We start from the raw sequence: 17,337 nt of genomic DNA on the forward strand, positions 1-17,337 counted from the left end.
GGCCCGCAGTTACTTAGCTTTGAGGGCTAAGGCTGCCACTTGCGGTGCCGGCTGATAGCCAGGAATCAATTTGCCGTCAGCCAATACGATGGCTGGCGTGCCGTTTACACCAATGGACTGCCCCAGGGCGAACTGCTTGTGCACCGGGTTTTCGCATTTGGCGGCTTTGATGTCTTTGCCCTCGACCATCTGGTCCATGGCCTTTTTGCGGTCACTGGAGCACCACACGGCCTGCAGCTGCTGGTCACCCTCGGAGCCCGGGCCCTGACGCGGGAAGGCCAGGTAACGCACTTCCACACCGCGACGGTTGAGCTCGGCAATTTCGCCGTGCAGCTTGTGGCAGTAAGGGCAGGTGGTGTCGGTAAACACGGTGATATGGGTTTTGGCTTCGCCAACGGCCGGGTAGATGACCATTTCGCTGGTGGGAATGGCGTTGATGGTTTTGGCGATGCCTTCGCTTTCAGCTTTTTCGGTGAGGTTGATCGGCTTGCCGCCGTTGACGTCGAACAGGTAGCCCTGCATCACATACTTGCCGTCGGCGCTGGCGTAGAGCACGCGACCGCCTTGCATGCGCACTTCGTACAGGCCGCTGAGCGGGCTGGCGGCGATGCTTTCGATGGGCACATCCATTTGCAGGTTTTCCAGCGTCTTGCGGATCGCCTGGTCGGGTTCATCGGCCAAGGCAACGCAGCTGCTCAAGGCGATAAGGGCAGCAGCAATAATTCGGGTGGCGCGCATTGGATACTCCTGGCAAACGCGGCTTAACAGCGAGGGCGAAGCCTACCATACAAGCCCGTCCCAGGCCGACCGCAGCGGGTCGGAAGGTGCTACGGACTGTGTAGCCTGTGGCGAGAAGGGTCAGCCGCGGGGGTGATGGCGGGCGTGCAGTTCCTGCAGGCGGGCGCGGGCAATGTGGGTGTAGATCTGGGTGGTCGACAGGTCGCTGTGGCCGAGCAGCATCTGCACCACCCGCAGGTCGGCGCCATGGTTGAGCAGGTGAGTGGCAAAGGCGTGGCGCAGGGTGTGCGGCGACAGCGCCTTGCCGATGCCGGCGACCTTGGCGTGGTGTTTGATCCGGTACCAGAAGGTCTGGCGGGTCATCTGTTCGCCACGCTGGCTGGGGAACAGCACATCGCTGGGCCGGCCTTCGAGCAACTGCGGGCGGGCCTCGCGCACGTAACGCTCGATCCACACAATCGCCTCCTCGCCCATCGGCACCAGGCGCTCCTTGCTGCCCTTGCCGAATACCCGCAGCACGCCCTGGCGCAGGTTGACCTGCTCCAGCGTCAGGCTGATCAGCTCGGTCACCCGCAGGCCACAGGCATACAGCACTTCGAGCATGGCGCGGTCACGCAGGCCGATGGGCTCGGCGGTTTCCGGCGCCGCGAGCAAAGCGTCGACGTCGGCTTCGGACAGGCTTTTCGGTAACGGCCGGCCCAGCTGCGGCATCTCCACCTGCAGGGTGGGGTCGATGGCGATCAGGTTCTCCCGCAGCAGGTAGCGGTAGAAGCCGCGCACGGCAGAGAGAAAGCGCGCGGTGGAACGGGCCACGTATTTCTGCTCAAGGCGCCAGGCCAGGTGATCGAGCAATACATCGCGGCCGATCTCCGCCAGGTTCAGCCCGCGCTCCTGCAGCCAGCCGTTGAAGTGCGCAAGGTCGCTGCGGTAGGCCGAACGGGAATGCTCGGACAAGCCTTTTTCCATCCACAGGGTGTCGAGGAACTGGTCGATGAGAGGGTGATCAAGAACCGGCATAAATTGACTGTGTCTGGCGGGCGGGAGCGCGCTAGTCTTTCACAGCCTCGCCTTGCATCACAGGCTCACCGCCAAGGAAAAACGATGACTGAGCAACATATTCTGTTGGCCCTGGGTGGCATCGGTGCCGCCGCCCTCGCGTGTCAGTGGCTGGCCTGGCGCCTGCGCCTGCCGGCGATTCTGTTTCTGCTGCTGAGCGGCATTCTGGCCGGCCCGGTGCTGGGCTGGCTGGACCCGCAGGCGCTGTTCGGCGAGTTGCTGATGCCACTGGTGTCGCTGTCGGTGTCGCTGATTCTGTTCGAGGGCAGCCTGACCCTGCGCTTCAGCGAATGGAAAGAAATCGGCACGGTGGTGCGCCGCCTGGTGACGGTGGGCGCGCTGTCGACCTGGGTAGTGATTGCGGTCACCAGCCATTACCTGCTGGGCCTGGAGTGGAACCTGGCAGTGCTGTTCGGCACCCTGACACTGGTGACCGGCCCGACGGTGATCGTACCGATGCTGCGGGTGGTGCGGCCCAAAGCCTCGATCGCCAACATCCTGCGCTGGGAAGGCATCGTTATCGACCCGATTGGCGCGCTGCTGGCGGTGGTGGTGTTCAGCTACATCATCAGCAAGGACGGCGACGGGTTGCTCAGCGGCTCGGGGACCTTTTCCGGGGTGATTGCCTGCGGCGTGCTGTTCGGCCTGGCCGGCGGCTGGCTGTTTGGCCAGGTGCTGCGCCGACATTGGCTGCCGGAATACCTGCAGAACTTCGCCTCGCTGGCGGCGGTACTCGGGGTGTTTATCACCGCCAACGAAATCATGCATGAGTCCGGGCTGTTGGCCGTGACGGTGATGGGGGTGGTCCTGGCCAATATGAAAGGCGTGGACGTGAAGGAGATCCTGCACTTCAAGGAAAACCTCAGCGTGCTGCTGATTTCCGGGTTGTTCATTCTGCTGGCGGCGCGTCTGGACCTGCACGCGCTGATCGCGTTCGGCCCGGCGGTGATTCTGTTGCTGGTGGTGATTCAGTTCATTGCCCGGCCGTTGAACGTGGCGATTTCCACCTACCGCTCGCACCTGGACTGGCGCGAGCGGGCGCTGCTGGCCTGGATCGCGCCGCGCGGCATTGTCGCGGCAGCGGTGTCGGCGATTTTTGCCATCCGCCTGAGCGAAGCAGGCCATCACGGCGCCGAGTTGCTGGTGCCGCTGACCTTTGCGGTGATCATCGGCACCGTGGTGCTGCAGAGCGCCACGGCCCGACCGCTGGCCCGTCTGCTCAAGGTCGCGGAACCGGCACCCAATGGGTTTCTGATTGTCGGCGCTCACCCGCTGGCGCGAACGATTGGCAAGGCTCTGCAGCAGTTGGGCAGCCGAGTATTGCTGGCGGATTCGAGCTGGGAAAACGTCAGCGCCGCGCGCATGGACAACCTGCCCACCTACTTTGGCAACCCGGCGTCGCAACATGCCGAGGCCCATCTGGATCAGGTTGGCCTGGGCTTCTTGCTGGCACTCTCCCCGGCCGGCGAATTGAACACCCTGGCGTGTATGCGCTTTCGCCACGAGTTCCACCGGCAAAATCTGTACGCCGTGGCCAGCGGCCTGGAGAACAAACGCAGCGACAAACACCGCGCCAGCAACGAGCACCGCGGCAACGTCTTCGCCAGCGAAGGCCTGACCTATACCAAGCTCGCCAACAAGCTCAACAAGGGCGCCGAGATTTACCACACCACCCTCACCAGCGGCTTCACCTGGGCGGACTATCAGGCCCTGCATGGCGAGCGCGCGTTGCTGCTGTTTGCCCGCGACAATCAGCACCATGTGCACGTCGCCACCCCCGCCGAAAACCTGCACCCGCTGGCCGGTTGGGTGCTGGTGGCCATGATCGACCCGCAGCCGGAATAGGCGTCCGACGGCTGGCGTGAAAATGCCGGAGTCACCCTATCTTTGGGTGGGTGACAGGCCGGCATTCGGCAGCCATGATTTCAACTCGCCACTACTGCCGCCGGACGTTTGCCATGGCCACTCAACAGAACTCCCGCCTCGGTCAAATACTGCTGAACAAAGGACTGATCAGCGCCGACCAACTCGCTCAAGCCATCCAGTTACAAGCCAGCAGCCACAAACGATTGGGGGAAATCCTCATCGAGCAGGGGCTGGTCAGCGAACGCCAACTCAGCAAGGCACTGAAAAAGCAAAGTAGCCTGCGTGTTGCCGCCACCTTGGTGGCCGCCCTGCTCAGCCCGTTCCAGATGGCCAGCGCCGACCTGCATAGGCCGGCGCCGAGCAGCCTGAGCCGGACGCTGCAGCCGCTGAATGACTCAGAGATGAGCAACGTCAGCGCCCAGGGCCTGGACGATGTGCTGCAGGGTTTGTTCCTGCAAGCCGAAAGCGGCGACGGCATCGGCACCGCCGCCAAGCTGGCAAAACTGGTGATGCCAGTGCTCAACAGCCTGGAAGCGGAAACCTCGATGAAAGACGTGCGCTACGACACCAGCAAACTGACCTCGGTGCTCAACGCCGATGGCAGCGTGAACGTGCGCCTGCCGAGCTCCATTGGTGAACTGCGCTTCGACAACGTGCGGGTGGCGGGGGCTGGTGCGGGGCAGAGTATGGGGAGTGTGACGCTCCAAGACATCGACCTGTCGCAGGCCTCTTTACGCATCAGCATGCGGCCGTAGGTTGGGTTGAGCGTAGCGAAGCCCAACGATACCCAAAACTCGCCCAAACCTGCCGTCAAACCGGCAGCCAAGAGCCCCTAAACGTCCTATTAAGCAGCAGCGTTACGGCCAATTGCGCCGTATCGTTGGGCTTCGCCTTTGGCTCAACCCAACCTACACGTCGGGCAACACCGGCACCGGCTGTTTGTTGTCGTCGATGGCGACAAAGCTGAACACGCCGGTGATGGCCTTCTCGCGACCATCGCTGTACATGCTTTCGACAAACACCTCGACCTCGACCTTGAGGCTGGTGTTGCCGACCTTCACCACACGCCCCACCAGCTCGACGATCGAACCAGCGGCAATCGGGTGTTTGAAGTCGATACGATCGGACGATACGGTCACCAGCGGCAGCCGGCAGAAACGTGTGGCGGCGATAAACGACACCTCATCCATCCACGCCAACGCGGTGCCGCCGAACAGGGTGTTGTGGTGGTTGGTGGTCGGCGGGAACACGGCCTTGGCGACGCGGGTTTCCGAGCGCTCCGTACGTCGCTGAATCTCTTGCTCTCTAGGGGTCATGCCATAAATTCCGGATGCGGACTGACTAAATCGCGGGCAATAAAAAAGCAGCCCGTAGGCTGCTTTTTCTACAAGGAGACTGGGATTAAACCAGTTTTTCCTTGATGCGAGCTGCTTTACCAGACAGGTCACGGAGGTAGTAAAGCTTGGCTTTACGTACGTCACCGCGACGCTTGACGGCCAGGCTGTCAACCAGCGGGCTGTAGGTCTGGAAGGTACGCTCAACGCCAACACCGTTGGAGATTTTGCGAACGGTGAAAGCACTGTTCACACCACGGTTACGCTTGGCGATTACAACGCCTTCGAACGCTTGCAGACGCGAACGGTCGCCTTCTTTCACTTTAACTTGAACGACTACGGTGTCGCCCGGAGCGAAAGTAGGGATCTCTTTGCTCATCTGCTCGGCTTCGAGGGCCAAGATAATTTTGTTAGTCATGCTCTGCTCCTAAGACAAGCCAATGGGCCTGCCATCGATACGTTAACTATCGTCCCGTTGCCGGATGTATTCCGCCAACAGCTTTTTCTCTTCTCCAGAAAGCGAGCGGCTTTCCAGAAGATCAGCGCGTCGTTCGCTGGTCCGACCAAGGGACTGCTGCAAACGCCAGCGCCGGATGTGTGCGTGATTGCCGCTAAGCAACACGTCGGGAACGCGCTTATCCGCATACACCTCCGGTCGGGTGTAGTGCGGGCAGTCGAGCAAGCCATCCGTAAAGGAGTCTTCCTCGGCCGAATCCGCATGACCCAGCGCACCAGGTAGCAGACGCGTTACCGCATCGATCAGAACCATTGCCGGTAGCTCACCACCGGAAAGGACGTAATCCCCGATCGACCACTCTTCATCAACGTGCGCTTCAATGAACCGCTCATCGATGCCTTCATATCGTCCGGCAATGAGGATCAAGGTCTCCTCTTTTGCCATCTCTCGCACGGCTGACTGGGTCAGCTGGCGGCCTTGCGGCGACAGGTAAATAACCTTCGCCTGCGCTCCAGCGGCTTGCTTGGCATCAGCCAAGGCGCCCTCCAGAGGCTTGATCTTCATCACCATGCCGGGGCCACCGCCGAAAGGACGATCATCCACCGTCTGGTGGCGATCTTCGGTGTAGCTTCGGGGATTCCAACAGGTCAGCTGCAACAGCCCCTGTTTCACCGCACGACTGGTAATGCCGTATTCGCTGATGGCAGCAAACATTTCCGGGAACAAACTGATGACTTCAACACGCAGGCTAGCCATATCTCTACTAACCGTTGCTTAGAAGTCCGCATCCCAGTCAACCCGCATTTCGCCGGCTGCCAGATCGACCGAGAGAACGCAGTGCGCCGTGTACGGCAGCAAACGTTCGCGATCATCCAGGCTGCCCGCGCAGGGCTTGACCACCATCACATCGTTAGCGCCGGTCTCCAGCAGGTGGTCAATGGACCCGAGCAATTGCCCGAGTTGGTCGATCACCTTCAGACCTTTGAGCTGGTACCAGTAGTACTCGCCATCGGTCAGATCTGGGAGCAGGCTGCGGGGCACACAAATGTCGAAACCCGCGAGAAGGCGAGCTTCTTCACGGTCGTCGAGACCCTTCAGCTTTGCTACGAGGACCTTGTTCTGCGAACGGCCCTGGGCTAACTCAACCTGACGTACATCACCGTCGCGTTTCAGCGTCCAGCGTTTGTAGTCCAGCAGGTTGTCAATCGGATCGGTAAAGGAGAAGACCTTCACCTCGCCGCGAACACCATGCACCGAAACAATCTTACCGATGACGATCAAGTCATCAGCAGGAGCGGGCGTCGCGTTCATGCGGCTTAGGCTGCTGCCTTAGCGGCATCCTTGAGCAGCTGAGCAACGCGCTCAGACGGCTGTGCACCCTGGCCGAGCCAGTAGGTAGCACGCTCTTGGTCTACGGACAGACGGATCTCTGCACCGGAAGCGATTGGGTTGAAGAAACCAATACGCTCAACAAAACGACCGTCGCGCGCATTGCGGCTGTCGGTCACGGTGAGGTGGTAAAACGGGCGCTTCTTGGAGCCGCCACGGGCAAGACGGATGGTTACCATGTGAACATCGTTCCTGTAGTCGGTGCTGCAAAACTAAAAATACATGCCAGGCACTAGGCCCGAAAGGCCGCATATTCTAAGGATTATCGGGATTTTTGCAAATCTCTTTTTGCCCTGCCCCGATGACAGACGCTCACAGGCCCCGAACAGGCGATCCATTTGCGTGGAGAACGCCCAGGCAGCGCCTGTTTCCAGAGCTGCCCGCGCGAAAACGGATTTACATCTTGGGCATGCCGCCGCCTGCACCGCCGCCGGGGAACATCCCCCCCATGCCGCGCATCATCTTGGCCATGCCGCCTTTGGCGGTGACCTTCTTCATCATTTTCTGCATCTGCTTGTGCTGCTTGATCAGACGCCCGATGTCTTGCACCTGGGTGCCGGAGCCCATGGCGATGCGGCGCTTGCGCGAACCGCTGATGACGTCCGGATCGCGGCGCTCCTGAGGAGTCATCGAGTTGATGATCGCCTCCATCTGCTTGAACTGCTTTTCGGCCGCCCCCTGGGCGTTGCCCATCTGCGACAGGTTCATGCCACCGATGTTGGGCAGCTTGTCCATCAGGCCGCCGAGACCGCCCATGTTTTTCATCTGTTGCAGCTGGTCGCGGAAGTCTTCGAGGTCGAAGCCTTTGCCCTTCTTCAGCTTCTTGGCCAGCTTGTCGGCCTTGTCGCGGTCGAGGGTTTGCTCGGCTTGCTCGATCAGACTGAGCACGTCGCCCATGCCGAGAATGCGCGAGGCGATACGGTCGGGGTGGAACGGCTCGAGCGCTTCGCTCTTCTCGCCCATACCGATGAACTTGATCGGCTTGCCGGTAATGGCGCGCACCGACAGCGCGGCACCGCCACGGGCATCACCGTCGACCTTGGTCAGCACCACGCCGGTCAGCGGCAGGGCATCGCCGAAGGCCTTGGCGGTGTTGGCGGCGTCCTGACCGGTCATGGCATCGACCACGAACAGGGTTTCGACCGGGTTGATCGCGGCGTGTACGGCCTTGATTTCGGCCATCATTTCTTCATCGATGTGCAGACGACCGGCGGTGTCGACGATCACCACATCGATGAATTTGATCTTGGCTTCGCGAATCGCCGCTTCGGCAATCGCCACCGGCTTCTGGGTGATATCGGACGGGAAGAAGGTCACGCCGATATCGTTGGCCAGGGTTTCCAGCTGCTTGATCGCGGCTGGACGGTATACGTCGGCCGACACCAGCATCACGGTTTTCTTTTTGCGTTCTTTAAGAAAGCGCGCCAGCTTGCCGGCGGTGGTGGTTTTACCCGCGCCCTGCAGACCGGCCATCAACACCACGGCAGGTGGGGTGGAGTTCAGCGCCAGGTCTTCGTTGGCGGCGCCCATCAAGTCTTCGAGTTCGAGACGGACGATCTTCACGAACGCCTGACCCGGGGTCAGGCTTTTGGAAACCTCGGTACCGACGGCGCGTTCTTTGACCTTATTTACGAAGTCTTTCACCACCGGCAGCGCGACGTCGGCTTCCAGCAAGGCCATGCGCACTTCGCGCAGGGTGTCCTTGATGTTGTCCTCGGTCAGCTTGGCCTTGCCGGTGACATGGCGCAGGGTCTGCGAGAGGCGATCGGTTAGATTTTCGAACATGCGCGTTCCTTTCAGGCGGTCTGGCGCCAGGGTGAGCTTGCAACAAGGGCGCGATTATAACCAAGACACCTCGACCCGGACACCGCTGGCGGTCTTTCGTGAAACGCGCGTTTTATGCCACACTCTCGCCCTTTCGGGCTCGCCTTACACGGACTTATGCACCCTCTGCTGCCAAGCCTCGCCGCTGCCTTCCTCTATATGGGCGCCACTGTTTACCAAGGTCTGCGCCTTTCCCAGCGTCAGTTGCCGTCCAAACGCGTGCTCGCCCCCCTGGTGTTGCTGGCGTTGCTCTTCCACGGCGCCACCCTGTTCAGCCAACTGCATGCCGAAGCCGGCGTGGCATTGGACTTCTTCAACGCCGCCAGCCTGATCGCCTATGCCGCCATTTTGCTGACCATCGTCGCCAGCGTGCGCATTCCGGTGCTCAACCTGTTGCTGTTGTTTCTGCCGCTGGGCTGCCTGACGGTGCTGCTCGCGCAGTTCGTGCCGGCCGGCACGGTGCCGGTGATCAACGAGAAACCGGGGATCATCGCCCATATCCTGCTGTCGATCCTGGCCTACGGCATGCTCACCATCGCCGCCTTCCAGGCGCTGCTGTTGCTGCTGCAAGACCACCAACTCAAGCACAAGCACCCCTCCGGCCTGATCAAGAACTTCCCGCCACTGCAAACCATGGAAAGCCTGCTGTTCGGTTTCCTCTGGGCCGGCTGGGCACTATTGAGTCTGTCGCTGATTTCCGGCTGGCTGTTTCTCGACAACCTGTTCGCTCAGCACCTGGTGCACAAAACCTTCCTCGCCTGTGTGGCCTGGCTGATTTTTGCCGTGCTGCTGTGGGGCCGTCACCAACGCGGCTGGCGCGGGCACAAGGCGATTCGCTGGACCCTGGCGGGCTTCTGCCTGCTGATGCTGGCGTACTTCGGCAGCAAGCTGGTACGTGAATTCATCCTGCATATCTAGGTCGCCCCGTGTCTGAGCTGAATCCGCAGTACCTGTTTGGCCTGCTGGTTTTTCTGGTCCTCTGCTCAGCGTTTTTCGCCAGCGCAGAAACCAGCCTGCTCAGCCTGAACCGCTACCGCCTGCGCTACCTGGCCAAACAAGGCCGGCGCGGTGCCAAGCGCGCCAGCACCCTGCTCAATCGCCCACAGCTGCTGCTCGGCGTGCTGCATTTCTGCAACACCCTGGTCATCGTGCTGGCCGCCACTGTTGCTGCCGTATTGGCCAGCACCTTGTGGGGCGACCTGGGCCTGATCCTCTCTACGCTTGGCCTGACCCTGGCCCTGCTGCTGTTCGCCGATATCACCCCACGCACCCTCGCCGTGCTGCGTCCGGAAGCCTTTGCTTTCCCGTTCAGTGCGCCAGTGCGCTTGCTGGTCGAACTGCTCGCGCCGCTGGTGTGGCTGCTCAATGCCATCAGCAACGGCCTGCTGCGCCTGTGCCGCATCGACCCAACGCGCAAGCGCCAGGATGGCCTCAGTGCAGAGGAACTGCGCAGCGTAGTGCGCGAGGCCACCCACGAGCTGCCGCAGAACCGCCAGAGCATGCTGCTGAGCATTCTTGACCTGGAAACGGTGACGGTTAACGACATCATGATTCCGCGCAACGAGGTCACCGGGATCAACCTCGACGACCCGCTGGACGACATCATCACCCAGCTGCGCACCACCTCGCACACGCGCCTGCCGGTGTTTCGCAACGACCTCAACCAGGTCGAGGGCGTGGTGCACATGCGCCAGATCGCTCGCCTACTGACCCACGATCAACTGACCATCGACGCTCTCAGCGCCGCCGCTCACGAGCCGTACTTCGTCCCGGAAAGCACGCCGCTGTCGACCCAGTTGCTGAACTTCCAGAAGCACAAGCGCCGCATCGGCATCGTCGTCGACGAATACGGCGACGTGCAGGGCATTGTCACTCTGGAAGACATCCTCGAAGAGATCGTCGGCGACTTCAGTAACCAGGACGCCCTGCGCAGCCCCGACATCCACCCGCAGGAAGACGGCACCCAGGTGATCGATGGCGCCGCCTATATCCGCGAAGTGAACAAGGCCCTGGGCTGGAGCCTGCCGTGCGATGGGCCGAAAACCCTCAACGGGCTGATCACCGAAGCACTGGAAAACATCCCCGACAGTGCGGTGTGCCTGAAGATCGGCCCGTACCGTTTGGAAATCCTGCAGTCCACCGACAACCGGGTGAAAAGCGTGCGCGTCTGGCGCCCTGCCCCGCGGGCAAATACCGAGACGCCGGCGGAAAACGCCGATTAGCTGAAGGTGTAATTGTCAGCAGCGCCGCCGCGCTTTTATAGTCGCCCCCTCACTCGCCTCGCCTGCCATCCGCAGGCTAGCCGGTGCCGTACGCAAGGCCTCACAAAGCCCCTTGCAGCTACGGCACACCGTCAGCGTTTTTACCCCTGCGCGCTCCCACAATAATCTGCTGCGGCCGTGGCTTTGCCCATGGACCCGGCCCTGCCCATCGAAGGCGAACCATGACCAGCGCTACTGCAACTTCAGCCCGCGACGAAGCCAAGCCGGTGAACTCCACCGCCCGCGTCGCCACCGCCAGTTTTATTGGCACCGCCATCGAGTTTTACGATTTCTACGTGTACGCCACCGCAGCGGCACTGGTGATCGGCCCGGTGTTTTTCCCCGCCACCTCCACCACCGCGCAAACCCTGGCGGCATTCCTCAGTTTTGGTATCGCCTTTCTCGCCCGCCCGCTGGGTTCGGCGCTGTTCGGCCACTTTGGTGACCGCGTCGGGCGCAAGTCGACCCTGGTCGCATCCCTGCTGCTGATGGGCGTGTGCACCACGCTGATCGGCGTGCTGCCGGGTTACAGCAGCATTGGCGCCTGGGCACCGATTCTGTTGTGCCTGCTGCGCTTCGGTCAGGGCCTGGGGTTGGGCGGCGAATGGGGTGGCGCCGCATTGCTGGCCACCGAAAATGCGCCGCCAGGCAAACGCGGCTGGTTCGGCATGTTCCCGCAGCTTGGCCCGTCCATTGGCTTCCTCGCCGCCAACGGTTTGTTCCTGACCCTGGCCATGACCCTCAGCGATGAGCAGTTCAAGGACTGGGGCTGGCGCATTCCGTTCCTGCTCAGCGCCGTATTGGTGATGGTGGGCCTGTACGTGCGCTTGAAGCTGGAAGAGACGCCGGTATTTGCCAACGCCGTGGCCCGTCACGAACGGGTGAAAGTGCCGCTGTTCGAACTGTTCGGCCAGTACTGGGCACCGATGCTGCTGGGCGCCGGCGCCATGGTGGTGTGCTACGCGCTGTTTTATATCTCCACGGTGTTTTCCCTGAGCTATGGCATTTCCAGCCTGGGTTACACACGGGAAACCTTCCTCGGCCTGCTGTGCTTTGCCGTGGTGTTCATGGCCTTGGCCACGCCGCTGTCGGCCTGGGCCAGTGACCGTTACGGGCGCAAGCCGGTGCTGATCGTCGGCGGCGTGCTGGCGATTCTCTCGGGCTTTCTGATGGAACCGCTTCTGACCCATGGCTCGACCTGGGCGGTCGCGCTGTTCTTGAGCATTGAGTTGTTTCTGATGGGTGTGACCTTCGCACCCATGGGCGCTCTGCTGCCCGAGCTGTTCCCGACGCGCGTGCGCTATACCGGCGCGTCTGCGGCGTACAACCTGGGCGGCATTGTTGGCGCCTCGGCAGCACCGTTCTTCGCCCAGCAGTTGGTGGCGATGGGTGGGTTGAGTTGGGTGGGCGGGTATGTGTCGGCGGCAGCGTTGCTCAGCGTGATTGCTGTGCTGTGCCTAAAAGAGACCAGTAAGACGGATCTGCAGCAGATCGCGTAGGTTGGGTTGAGCCAACGGCGAAGCCCAACGATATGCACAACCCAGCCCCAACCTCGTTATCAAACAGGACGTGCGAGTACTTATAGGGTCCTGTTTGATAGCGGAGTGGAGGCTGAATACGGCGTATCGTTGGGCTTCGCTGCGCTCAACCCAACCTACAGCTCTACGACAACGGCCTGGGCGGCGCGGGTCGCTTTGGCGCGCGCAGCATCGGTCGATTCATCACGCGCCAGGGCAACGCCCATGCGGCGCTGACCATTCACTTCCGGCTTGCCGAACAGACGCAACGCGGTGTCCGGCTCGCTCAGGGCAGCGCCCAGGTTGCTGAATGCGGTCTGGGGCGACTTGCCTTCCACCAACACCACGGCCGAGGCCGATGGGCCGAGTTGGCGAATCGCTGGAATCGGCAAGCCAAGAATCGCGCGGGCGTGCAGGGCGAATTCCGACAGATCCTGAGAAATCAGGGTAACCAGGCCGGTGTCGTGCGGACGCGGGGAGATTTCGCAGAACCACACCTGGTCGCCTTTGACGAACAGCTCGACGCCAAACAGACCACGACCACCCAGCGAACCGGTCACGGCCAGGGCAATACGCTCAGCTTCGGCGCGGGCCTTGTCGCTCATCACCTGCGGCTGCCAGGACTCTTGATAGTCGCCTTTGACCTGACGGTGACCGACCGGCTGGCAGAAGGTGGTGCCGCCGACGTGGCGGACGGTGAGCAGGGCGATCTCGTAGTCGAAGTCGATAAAGCCTTCCACGATCACCCGGCCCTTACCGGCACGGCCACCAGCCTGGGCGTAGTCCCAAGCGGCTTGCAGATCAGCGGCGCTTTTCAGTACCGACTGACCTTTACCCGAGGAGCTCATGATCGGCTTGATCAGGCACGGGAAACCCAGCGCTTCGGTAGCGGCTTTGGCCTCTTCGAAGCTGTCAGCAAAACGGTACGGCGAGGTCGGCAGGCCCAGCTCTTCAGCGGCCAGGCGACGAATGCCTTCACGGTTCATGGTCAGCTGCGCGGCGCGGGCTGTAGGGATCACGGTGTAGCCTTCGGTTTCCAACTCGGCCAGGGTGGCGGTGGCGATGGCTTCGATCTCTGGCACGATGTAGTGCGGCTTTTCCAGCTCGATCACCGCACGCAGGGCGGCGCCGTCGAGCATATCGACCACGTGGCTGCGGTGGGCCACCTGCATGGCCGGTGCGTTCGGGTAACGGTCCACGGCGATCACTTCAACGCCCAGGCGCTGCAGCTCGATCACCACTTCCTTGCCCAGCTCACCCGAGCCACACAGCAAGACGCGCGTCGCGCTGGGCGACAAGGGGGTTCCGATACGAGGCATGAGGCTTTCCTTCACGTGCAGTTTAAAAGTTAGGTATTCAAACGGGTTTGCTGGGTTCAATCAGCAGCCCGCTGGCGCGCGCGCGTTGCAGGCAGTAGCCGAGCACCAGGCGGCGCTCGGCGTTGTCCATGCGGCCCCAGCGGATGATTTCATCGGCGGTGCGTTGGCAGCCGGTGCACACGTCGTCGTCATCCAGCGCGCAGACGCTGACGCAGGGCGAGCGCACCGGGCGTTCGGCTTCCATCAGTCGTCCTGCTCTACCAGGTCGCGGGCGTAGCGCTGCGAATTATGAACGTAGTGAGCGGCGCTGGCTTCGAGCATTTTCTTCTGCTGGTCATTCAGTTCGCGCACCACCTTGCCGGGCGAGCCCATGACCAACGAGCCATCGGGAATTTCCTTGCCTTCGCCAATCAGCGAATTGGCGCCGATGATGCAGTGCTTGCCGATCTTGGCGCCGTTGAGAATGACCGCGTTGATGCCGATCAGGCTGTACTCGCCCACGGTGCAGCCGTGCAACATGGCGTTGTGGCCGATGGTCACGCCGGTGCCGATGGTCAGCGGGAAGCCCATGTCGGTGTGCATCACCGTGCCGTCCTGGACGTTGGCATTCTCGCCGATATGAATCAGCTCGTTGTCACCACGCAGTACGGCGTTGAACCACACGCTGGCGCCCTTCTCGAGCTTGACCTTGCCCACCAGGGTGGCATTGGGCGCAACCCAGCTTTCGGGATGGGTTTCGACACTCGACTGTCCCAAGCGGTATTTCATCGGCGGTTCCTCACGGCGTTTGGCTTTCTGTTCACTCAGCTCAGGCTGATGTAATGGTCCGGCGGCTGATGCAGGCTGATGCCGGCGTCGTAGAGCAGGTTGACCAGTTCGACCACCATGATCGCTGTCAGCCCCCAGATTTTGTATTCGCCGTAACGGTAGCTGGGCACGTACCAGTCGCGCCCGCGGTAGTCGATACGGTGGGTGACCTCGCGCGGGTCATTGCGAAAGAACTCCAGCGGCACGCTGAACACCGAGGCGATTTCACCATCGTTGGCCTGGTACTCGACGAAGTCCGGCACCACGCCAACGAAAGGCGTGACTTGAATGCCGTGGCGCGACACCAGGCTACTCAGCGGCCCGATCACTTCCACCAGGCCAGGCGGCAGGCCGATCTCTTCGTGCGCTTCACGCAGGGCGGTGGCGACCAGGTCCTGGTCTTCCGGATCGCGGCGGCCACCGGGGAAGGCCACTTCGCCGCCATGGGTCGAGAGCCCACTGGCACGCAGGGTGAGCACCAGTTCAGGGGTGTCACTGCGGGTTATCGGCACCAAAACGGCGGCTTCTGGAAAGCTCCGGTCGGTGCCCAGAACGACTGGCTGGTAGTCGCGCACGCGCTGGAGCATCTCATCGAGCATGGGGCATTCTCGGTCTTTTGTTCTGCCCGGCATGATGGCATGAAAGGGCAAAGCTGCCCAAGTCCTGCGCCCCATTGCTCGACAGGCGCTCGGCAGTTGCCGGCACGCCTTGCTCATGAACGCCGGGCACGCGAAGATGCGCGACACAGCCGCAACCATGCCCCAGGAGACGGGATGAACTACTGCAGCCAGTGCGGCCACAGCGTGTCGCAGCGAGTGCCGGACGGCGACAGCCGCCTGCGTTATGTGTGCGATGAATGCCAGACCATCCATTACCAGAACCCGCGCATTGTCGCCGGCTGCCTGCCGGTGTGGGGCCAGCAGGTATTGCTCTGCCGCCGCGCCATCGAGCCGCGCCGGGGTTTCTGGACGCTGCCCGCCGGGTTTATGGAGAACGGCGAAACCATGGCCGAAGCAGCCATGCGCGAAACCGAGGAAGAAGCCTGTGCGCGGGTGCGCAATCTGCAGTTGTATGGCCTGTATGACCTGCCGCATATCAGCCAGGTGTATGTGTTTTTCCGCGCCGAACTGGTCGACCTGGATTTTGCCGTGGGCGAGGAAAGCCTGGAGGTGAAGCTGTTCGATGAAGCCGACATCCCTTGGTCCGAGCTGGCTTTCCCGACCGTAGGCCGTACCTTAGAATGCTTCTTCGCCGACCGGGTCGCCCAACACTTCCCGGTGCGCAACGAGCCACTAGAAGCTCTGCGCCCACACTTCCCGGCTGCTTATAAACAGAGCAGCGAGTAAACACACAACATTCCGGGCTGCCGCACGCGGCCTGACACTGGAACTGCATCGATGCGTTGGTTGTTAGCTGTTGTCTGCCTGTCGTTTGCGATGCTCTCGCACGCCACCACCACCGTCACCCTGGACGGCAAGACCGTGGACAAAGTCTTGGTGATGAAAGCCGAGCACAAGCTGCTGCTGCAAAACAAAGGTGAAACGCTGAAAAGTTACCGCATCTCGCTGGGCAAAAAACCCAAAGGGCCGAAACAGCGCGAAGGCGACAGCCGCACCCCCGAAGGCTACTACTGGATCGACTGGCGCAAGACCAGCGACAAGTACAACCTGGCCATGCACATCTCCTACCCCAACATCAAAGACCAGGCCAACGCGCGCAAAGAAGGCGTACCGCCGGGCGGCATGATCATGATCCACGGCACGCCAATCGATGACGAATACCCGGAGTGGTATTTCCATACCCTGGATTGGACCGAGGGCTGTATCGCGATGAAGAACGACGATATGCGCGAGGTGTGGAGCTTGGTTAAAGACGGCACGTTGATAGAGATTCGCCCTTAACGCCGAGTGCTTGTAGAGATTTTTGAGCATAAAAAAAGGCGCCGATTTCGGCGCCTTTTTTGTTCAGAAAACCAGATCCGACAAACGCCAGACTTCAAACGCCGGCGTCTCATACGGGTGCGCCTTACGTAGTGCCTTCACCGCGTCGTGAATCAGCTCATCGGCCACCACCAGCTCCACCTTCCACTCCGCCACCTGCTCAAGCACGCCGGCCTGACCAATGAAGGCGTTGCTGCCCGCCAGCGGGCGAAACTGCCCTTGTCCCAGGCTCTGCCAGCAACAACTGTCGTAATTCCCTATGCGTCCCGCACCCGCTCCAAAAACAGCATTCTTAACCACGTCCAGATGGCTTTCCGGAACATAAAAACACAGCTTGTACATCGCGGTCTCCACGGAGCATTTGCCAGGCCTGCCTACACAAGATCCTGACGCCAATTAATCATCGCGCAGTGATGGCATATTGCCTCAATCGAACCTAAGCGCGCAATTTCACAGTGCTTGTTGGAGTGCGATGCAGCGCCAAGTGTTCAGCGGGGGTTAGAGAAGTGGCTCATAAATCCGACCAGAAGCGCCGCCACTTGGCCCTCCACGACGGTGCCGGAGGGGTATGACTGCCATCGCAGAACGGCAGTTTTTTCGACTGCCCACAGCGGCACAGCAACAGGCGTTGCTCGCGCTTGGCGGTGAAGATCAGGGCGTTTTCACAGGAAGACAGGCAGTCCGGCAATTGCGCCGACTGACCGCAGGTGCACAACCGCAAGGTGGCACCTGCTGCAAGCAGGCGCACCTCGGGAAGTACAGGGGAATTGCGGGTCGTGCCGGAAGCAGGCTTGCCCTGCTCCCGTTGATCGCTCACTACGGTGAGACC

At 61.4% G+C, this 17,337-nt stretch carries 21 protein-coding genes; 7 read left to right on the top strand and 14 right to left on the bottom strand.

Annotated features, from left to right (window positions below; translation table 11 throughout):
- Positions 1–9: 9 nt before the first annotated feature.
- Together dsbC and xerD are read right to left on the bottom strand one after the other, a co-directional pair.
- Positions 10–738 carry a bifunctional protein-disulfide isomerase/oxidoreductase DsbC gene (gene dsbC, locus C8K61_RS08375; protein WP_108095768.1) on the bottom strand — a complete coding sequence of 243 codons (729 nt, stop codon included), beginning with the start codon at positions 736–738 and terminating at the stop codon, positions 10–12.
- Positions 739–858: 120 nt separating this feature from the next.
- Positions 859–1,755, bottom strand: coding sequence for a site-specific tyrosine recombinase XerD (xerD, locus tag C8K61_RS08380; protein ID WP_108095769.1), 897 nt, complete (start codon positions 1,753–1,755; stop codon positions 859–861).
- An 84-nt stretch (positions 1,756–1,839) separates the two neighbouring features.
- Here xerD and C8K61_RS08385 point away from each other — a divergent pair, with 84 nt between their 5' ends.
- Positions 1,840–3,639, top strand: coding sequence for a sodium:proton antiporter (locus C8K61_RS08385; protein WP_108095770.1), 1,800 nt, complete (start codon positions 1,840–1,842; stop codon positions 3,637–3,639).
- A 113-nt stretch (positions 3,640–3,752) separates the two neighbouring features.
- Positions 3,753–4,415: a hypothetical protein gene (locus C8K61_RS08390; protein WP_108095771.1), complete on the top strand. Its 663-nt coding sequence runs from the start codon at positions 3,753–3,755 to the stop codon at positions 4,413–4,415.
- 153 nt (positions 4,416–4,568) lie between these two features.
- On the opposite strand, the gene C8K61_RS08395 is transcribed toward C8K61_RS08390, so the two are convergent.
- The 6 genes from C8K61_RS08395 to ffh form a co-directional block, all read right to left on the bottom strand.
- Entirely contained in the window at positions 4,569–4,976 is a 408-nt protein-coding gene (locus C8K61_RS08395; RefSeq protein WP_108095772.1) for an acyl-CoA thioesterase, read from the bottom strand.
- A gap of 85 nt (positions 4,977–5,061) precedes the next feature.
- Positions 5,062–5,412: a 50S ribosomal protein L19 gene (gene rplS / locus C8K61_RS08400; protein ID WP_108095773.1), complete on the bottom strand. Its 351-nt coding sequence runs from the start codon at positions 5,410–5,412 to the stop codon at positions 5,062–5,064.
- Between the two features lie 42 nt (positions 5,413–5,454).
- Entirely contained in the window at positions 5,455–6,207 is a 753-nt protein-coding gene (gene trmD / locus C8K61_RS08405) for a tRNA (guanosine(37)-N1)-methyltransferase TrmD (protein ID WP_108095774.1), read from the bottom strand.
- Positions 6,208–6,225: 18 nt separating this feature from the next.
- Entirely contained in the window at positions 6,226–6,762 is a 537-nt protein-coding gene (gene rimM, locus C8K61_RS08410; protein WP_108095775.1) for a ribosome maturation factor RimM, read from the bottom strand.
- 5 nt (positions 6,763–6,767) lie between these two features.
- Positions 6,768–7,019, bottom strand: coding sequence for a 30S ribosomal protein S16 (gene rpsP, locus C8K61_RS08415; RefSeq protein ID WP_108095776.1), 252 nt, complete (start codon positions 7,017–7,019; stop codon positions 6,768–6,770).
- Between the two features lie 217 nt (positions 7,020–7,236).
- A complete protein-coding gene (ffh, locus tag C8K61_RS08420; protein WP_108095777.1) occupies positions 7,237–8,625 on the bottom strand; it encodes a signal recognition particle protein in 1,389 nt (462 codons plus the stop codon).
- A 156-nt stretch (positions 8,626–8,781) separates the two neighbouring features.
- Between ffh and C8K61_RS08425 the strand changes: the two genes are divergently transcribed.
- From C8K61_RS08425 to C8K61_RS08435, 3 genes are all read left to right on the top strand, one after another.
- Complete coding sequence (locus tag C8K61_RS08425; protein ID WP_108095778.1) at positions 8,782–9,582, top strand: inner membrane protein YpjD; 801 nt, start codon at positions 8,782–8,784, stop codon at positions 9,580–9,582.
- Positions 9,583–9,590: 8 nt separating this feature from the next.
- Entirely contained in the window at positions 9,591–10,886 is a 1,296-nt protein-coding gene (locus C8K61_RS08430) for an HlyC/CorC family transporter (RefSeq protein ID WP_108095779.1), read from the top strand.
- Positions 10,887–11,107: 221 nt separating this feature from the next.
- Positions 11,108–12,424 (top strand): MFS transporter, encoded by a 1,317-nt coding sequence (locus tag C8K61_RS08435; protein WP_108095780.1) that lies wholly within the window; start codon positions 11,108–11,110, stop codon positions 12,422–12,424.
- A gap of 155 nt (positions 12,425–12,579) precedes the next feature.
- On the opposite strand, the gene purT is transcribed toward C8K61_RS08435, so the two are convergent.
- The 4 genes from purT to C8K61_RS08455 are packed head-to-tail and all read right to left on the bottom strand — an operon-like array spanning position 12,580 to position 15,167.
- The gene (gene purT, locus C8K61_RS08440) at positions 12,580–13,761 is read right to left on the bottom strand and encodes a formate-dependent phosphoribosylglycinamide formyltransferase (RefSeq protein ID WP_108095781.1); all 1,182 of its coding nucleotides are present in this window, start codon (positions 13,759–13,761) and stop codon (positions 12,580–12,582) included.
- A 37-nt stretch (positions 13,762–13,798) separates the two neighbouring features.
- On the bottom strand, positions 13,799–14,008 hold the full coding sequence (locus tag C8K61_RS08445; RefSeq protein WP_108095782.1) for a DUF1289 domain-containing protein: 210 nt from the start codon (positions 14,006–14,008) through the stop codon (positions 13,799–13,801).
- On the bottom strand, positions 14,005–14,529 hold the full coding sequence (locus tag C8K61_RS08450) for a gamma carbonic anhydrase family protein (RefSeq protein ID WP_108095783.1): 525 nt from the start codon (positions 14,527–14,529) through the stop codon (positions 14,005–14,007). Before C8K61_RS08450 ends, C8K61_RS08445 begins: the two co-directional genes overlap by 4 nt.
- 35 nt (positions 14,530–14,564) lie before the next feature.
- Positions 14,565–15,167, bottom strand: coding sequence for a CoA pyrophosphatase (locus tag C8K61_RS08455; protein ID WP_108095784.1), 603 nt, complete (start codon positions 15,165–15,167; stop codon positions 14,565–14,567).
- 174 nt (positions 15,168–15,341) lie between these two features.
- Between C8K61_RS08455 and C8K61_RS08460 the strand changes: the two genes are divergently transcribed.
- Together C8K61_RS08460 and C8K61_RS08465 are read left to right on the top strand one after the other, a co-directional pair.
- Complete coding sequence (locus C8K61_RS08460) at positions 15,342–15,914, top strand: NUDIX hydrolase (protein ID WP_108095785.1); 573 nt, start codon at positions 15,342–15,344, stop codon at positions 15,912–15,914.
- A gap of 51 nt (positions 15,915–15,965) precedes the next feature.
- Positions 15,966–16,469 carry a murein L,D-transpeptidase family protein gene (locus C8K61_RS08465; protein ID WP_108095786.1) on the top strand — a complete coding sequence of 168 codons (504 nt, stop codon included), beginning with the start codon at positions 15,966–15,968 and terminating at the stop codon, positions 16,467–16,469.
- 63 nt (positions 16,470–16,532) lie between these two features.
- Here the strand turns inward: C8K61_RS08465 and C8K61_RS08470 are convergent, their stop codons facing one another.
- Positions 16,533–16,850: a YqfO family protein gene (locus C8K61_RS08470; RefSeq protein ID WP_108095787.1), complete on the bottom strand. Its 318-nt coding sequence runs from the start codon at positions 16,848–16,850 to the stop codon at positions 16,533–16,535.
- Positions 16,851–17,019: 169 nt separating this feature from the next.
- Entirely contained in the window at positions 17,020–17,325 is a 306-nt protein-coding gene (locus C8K61_RS08475; protein ID WP_108095788.1) for a CDGSH iron-sulfur domain-containing protein, read from the bottom strand.
- Positions 17,326–17,337 lie beyond the last annotated feature (12 nt).

It is taken from the genome of Pseudomonas sp. GV071, from assembly GCF_003050835.1.
Taxonomy (GTDB): Bacteria; Pseudomonadota; Gammaproteobacteria; order Pseudomonadales; family Pseudomonadaceae; genus Aquipseudomonas.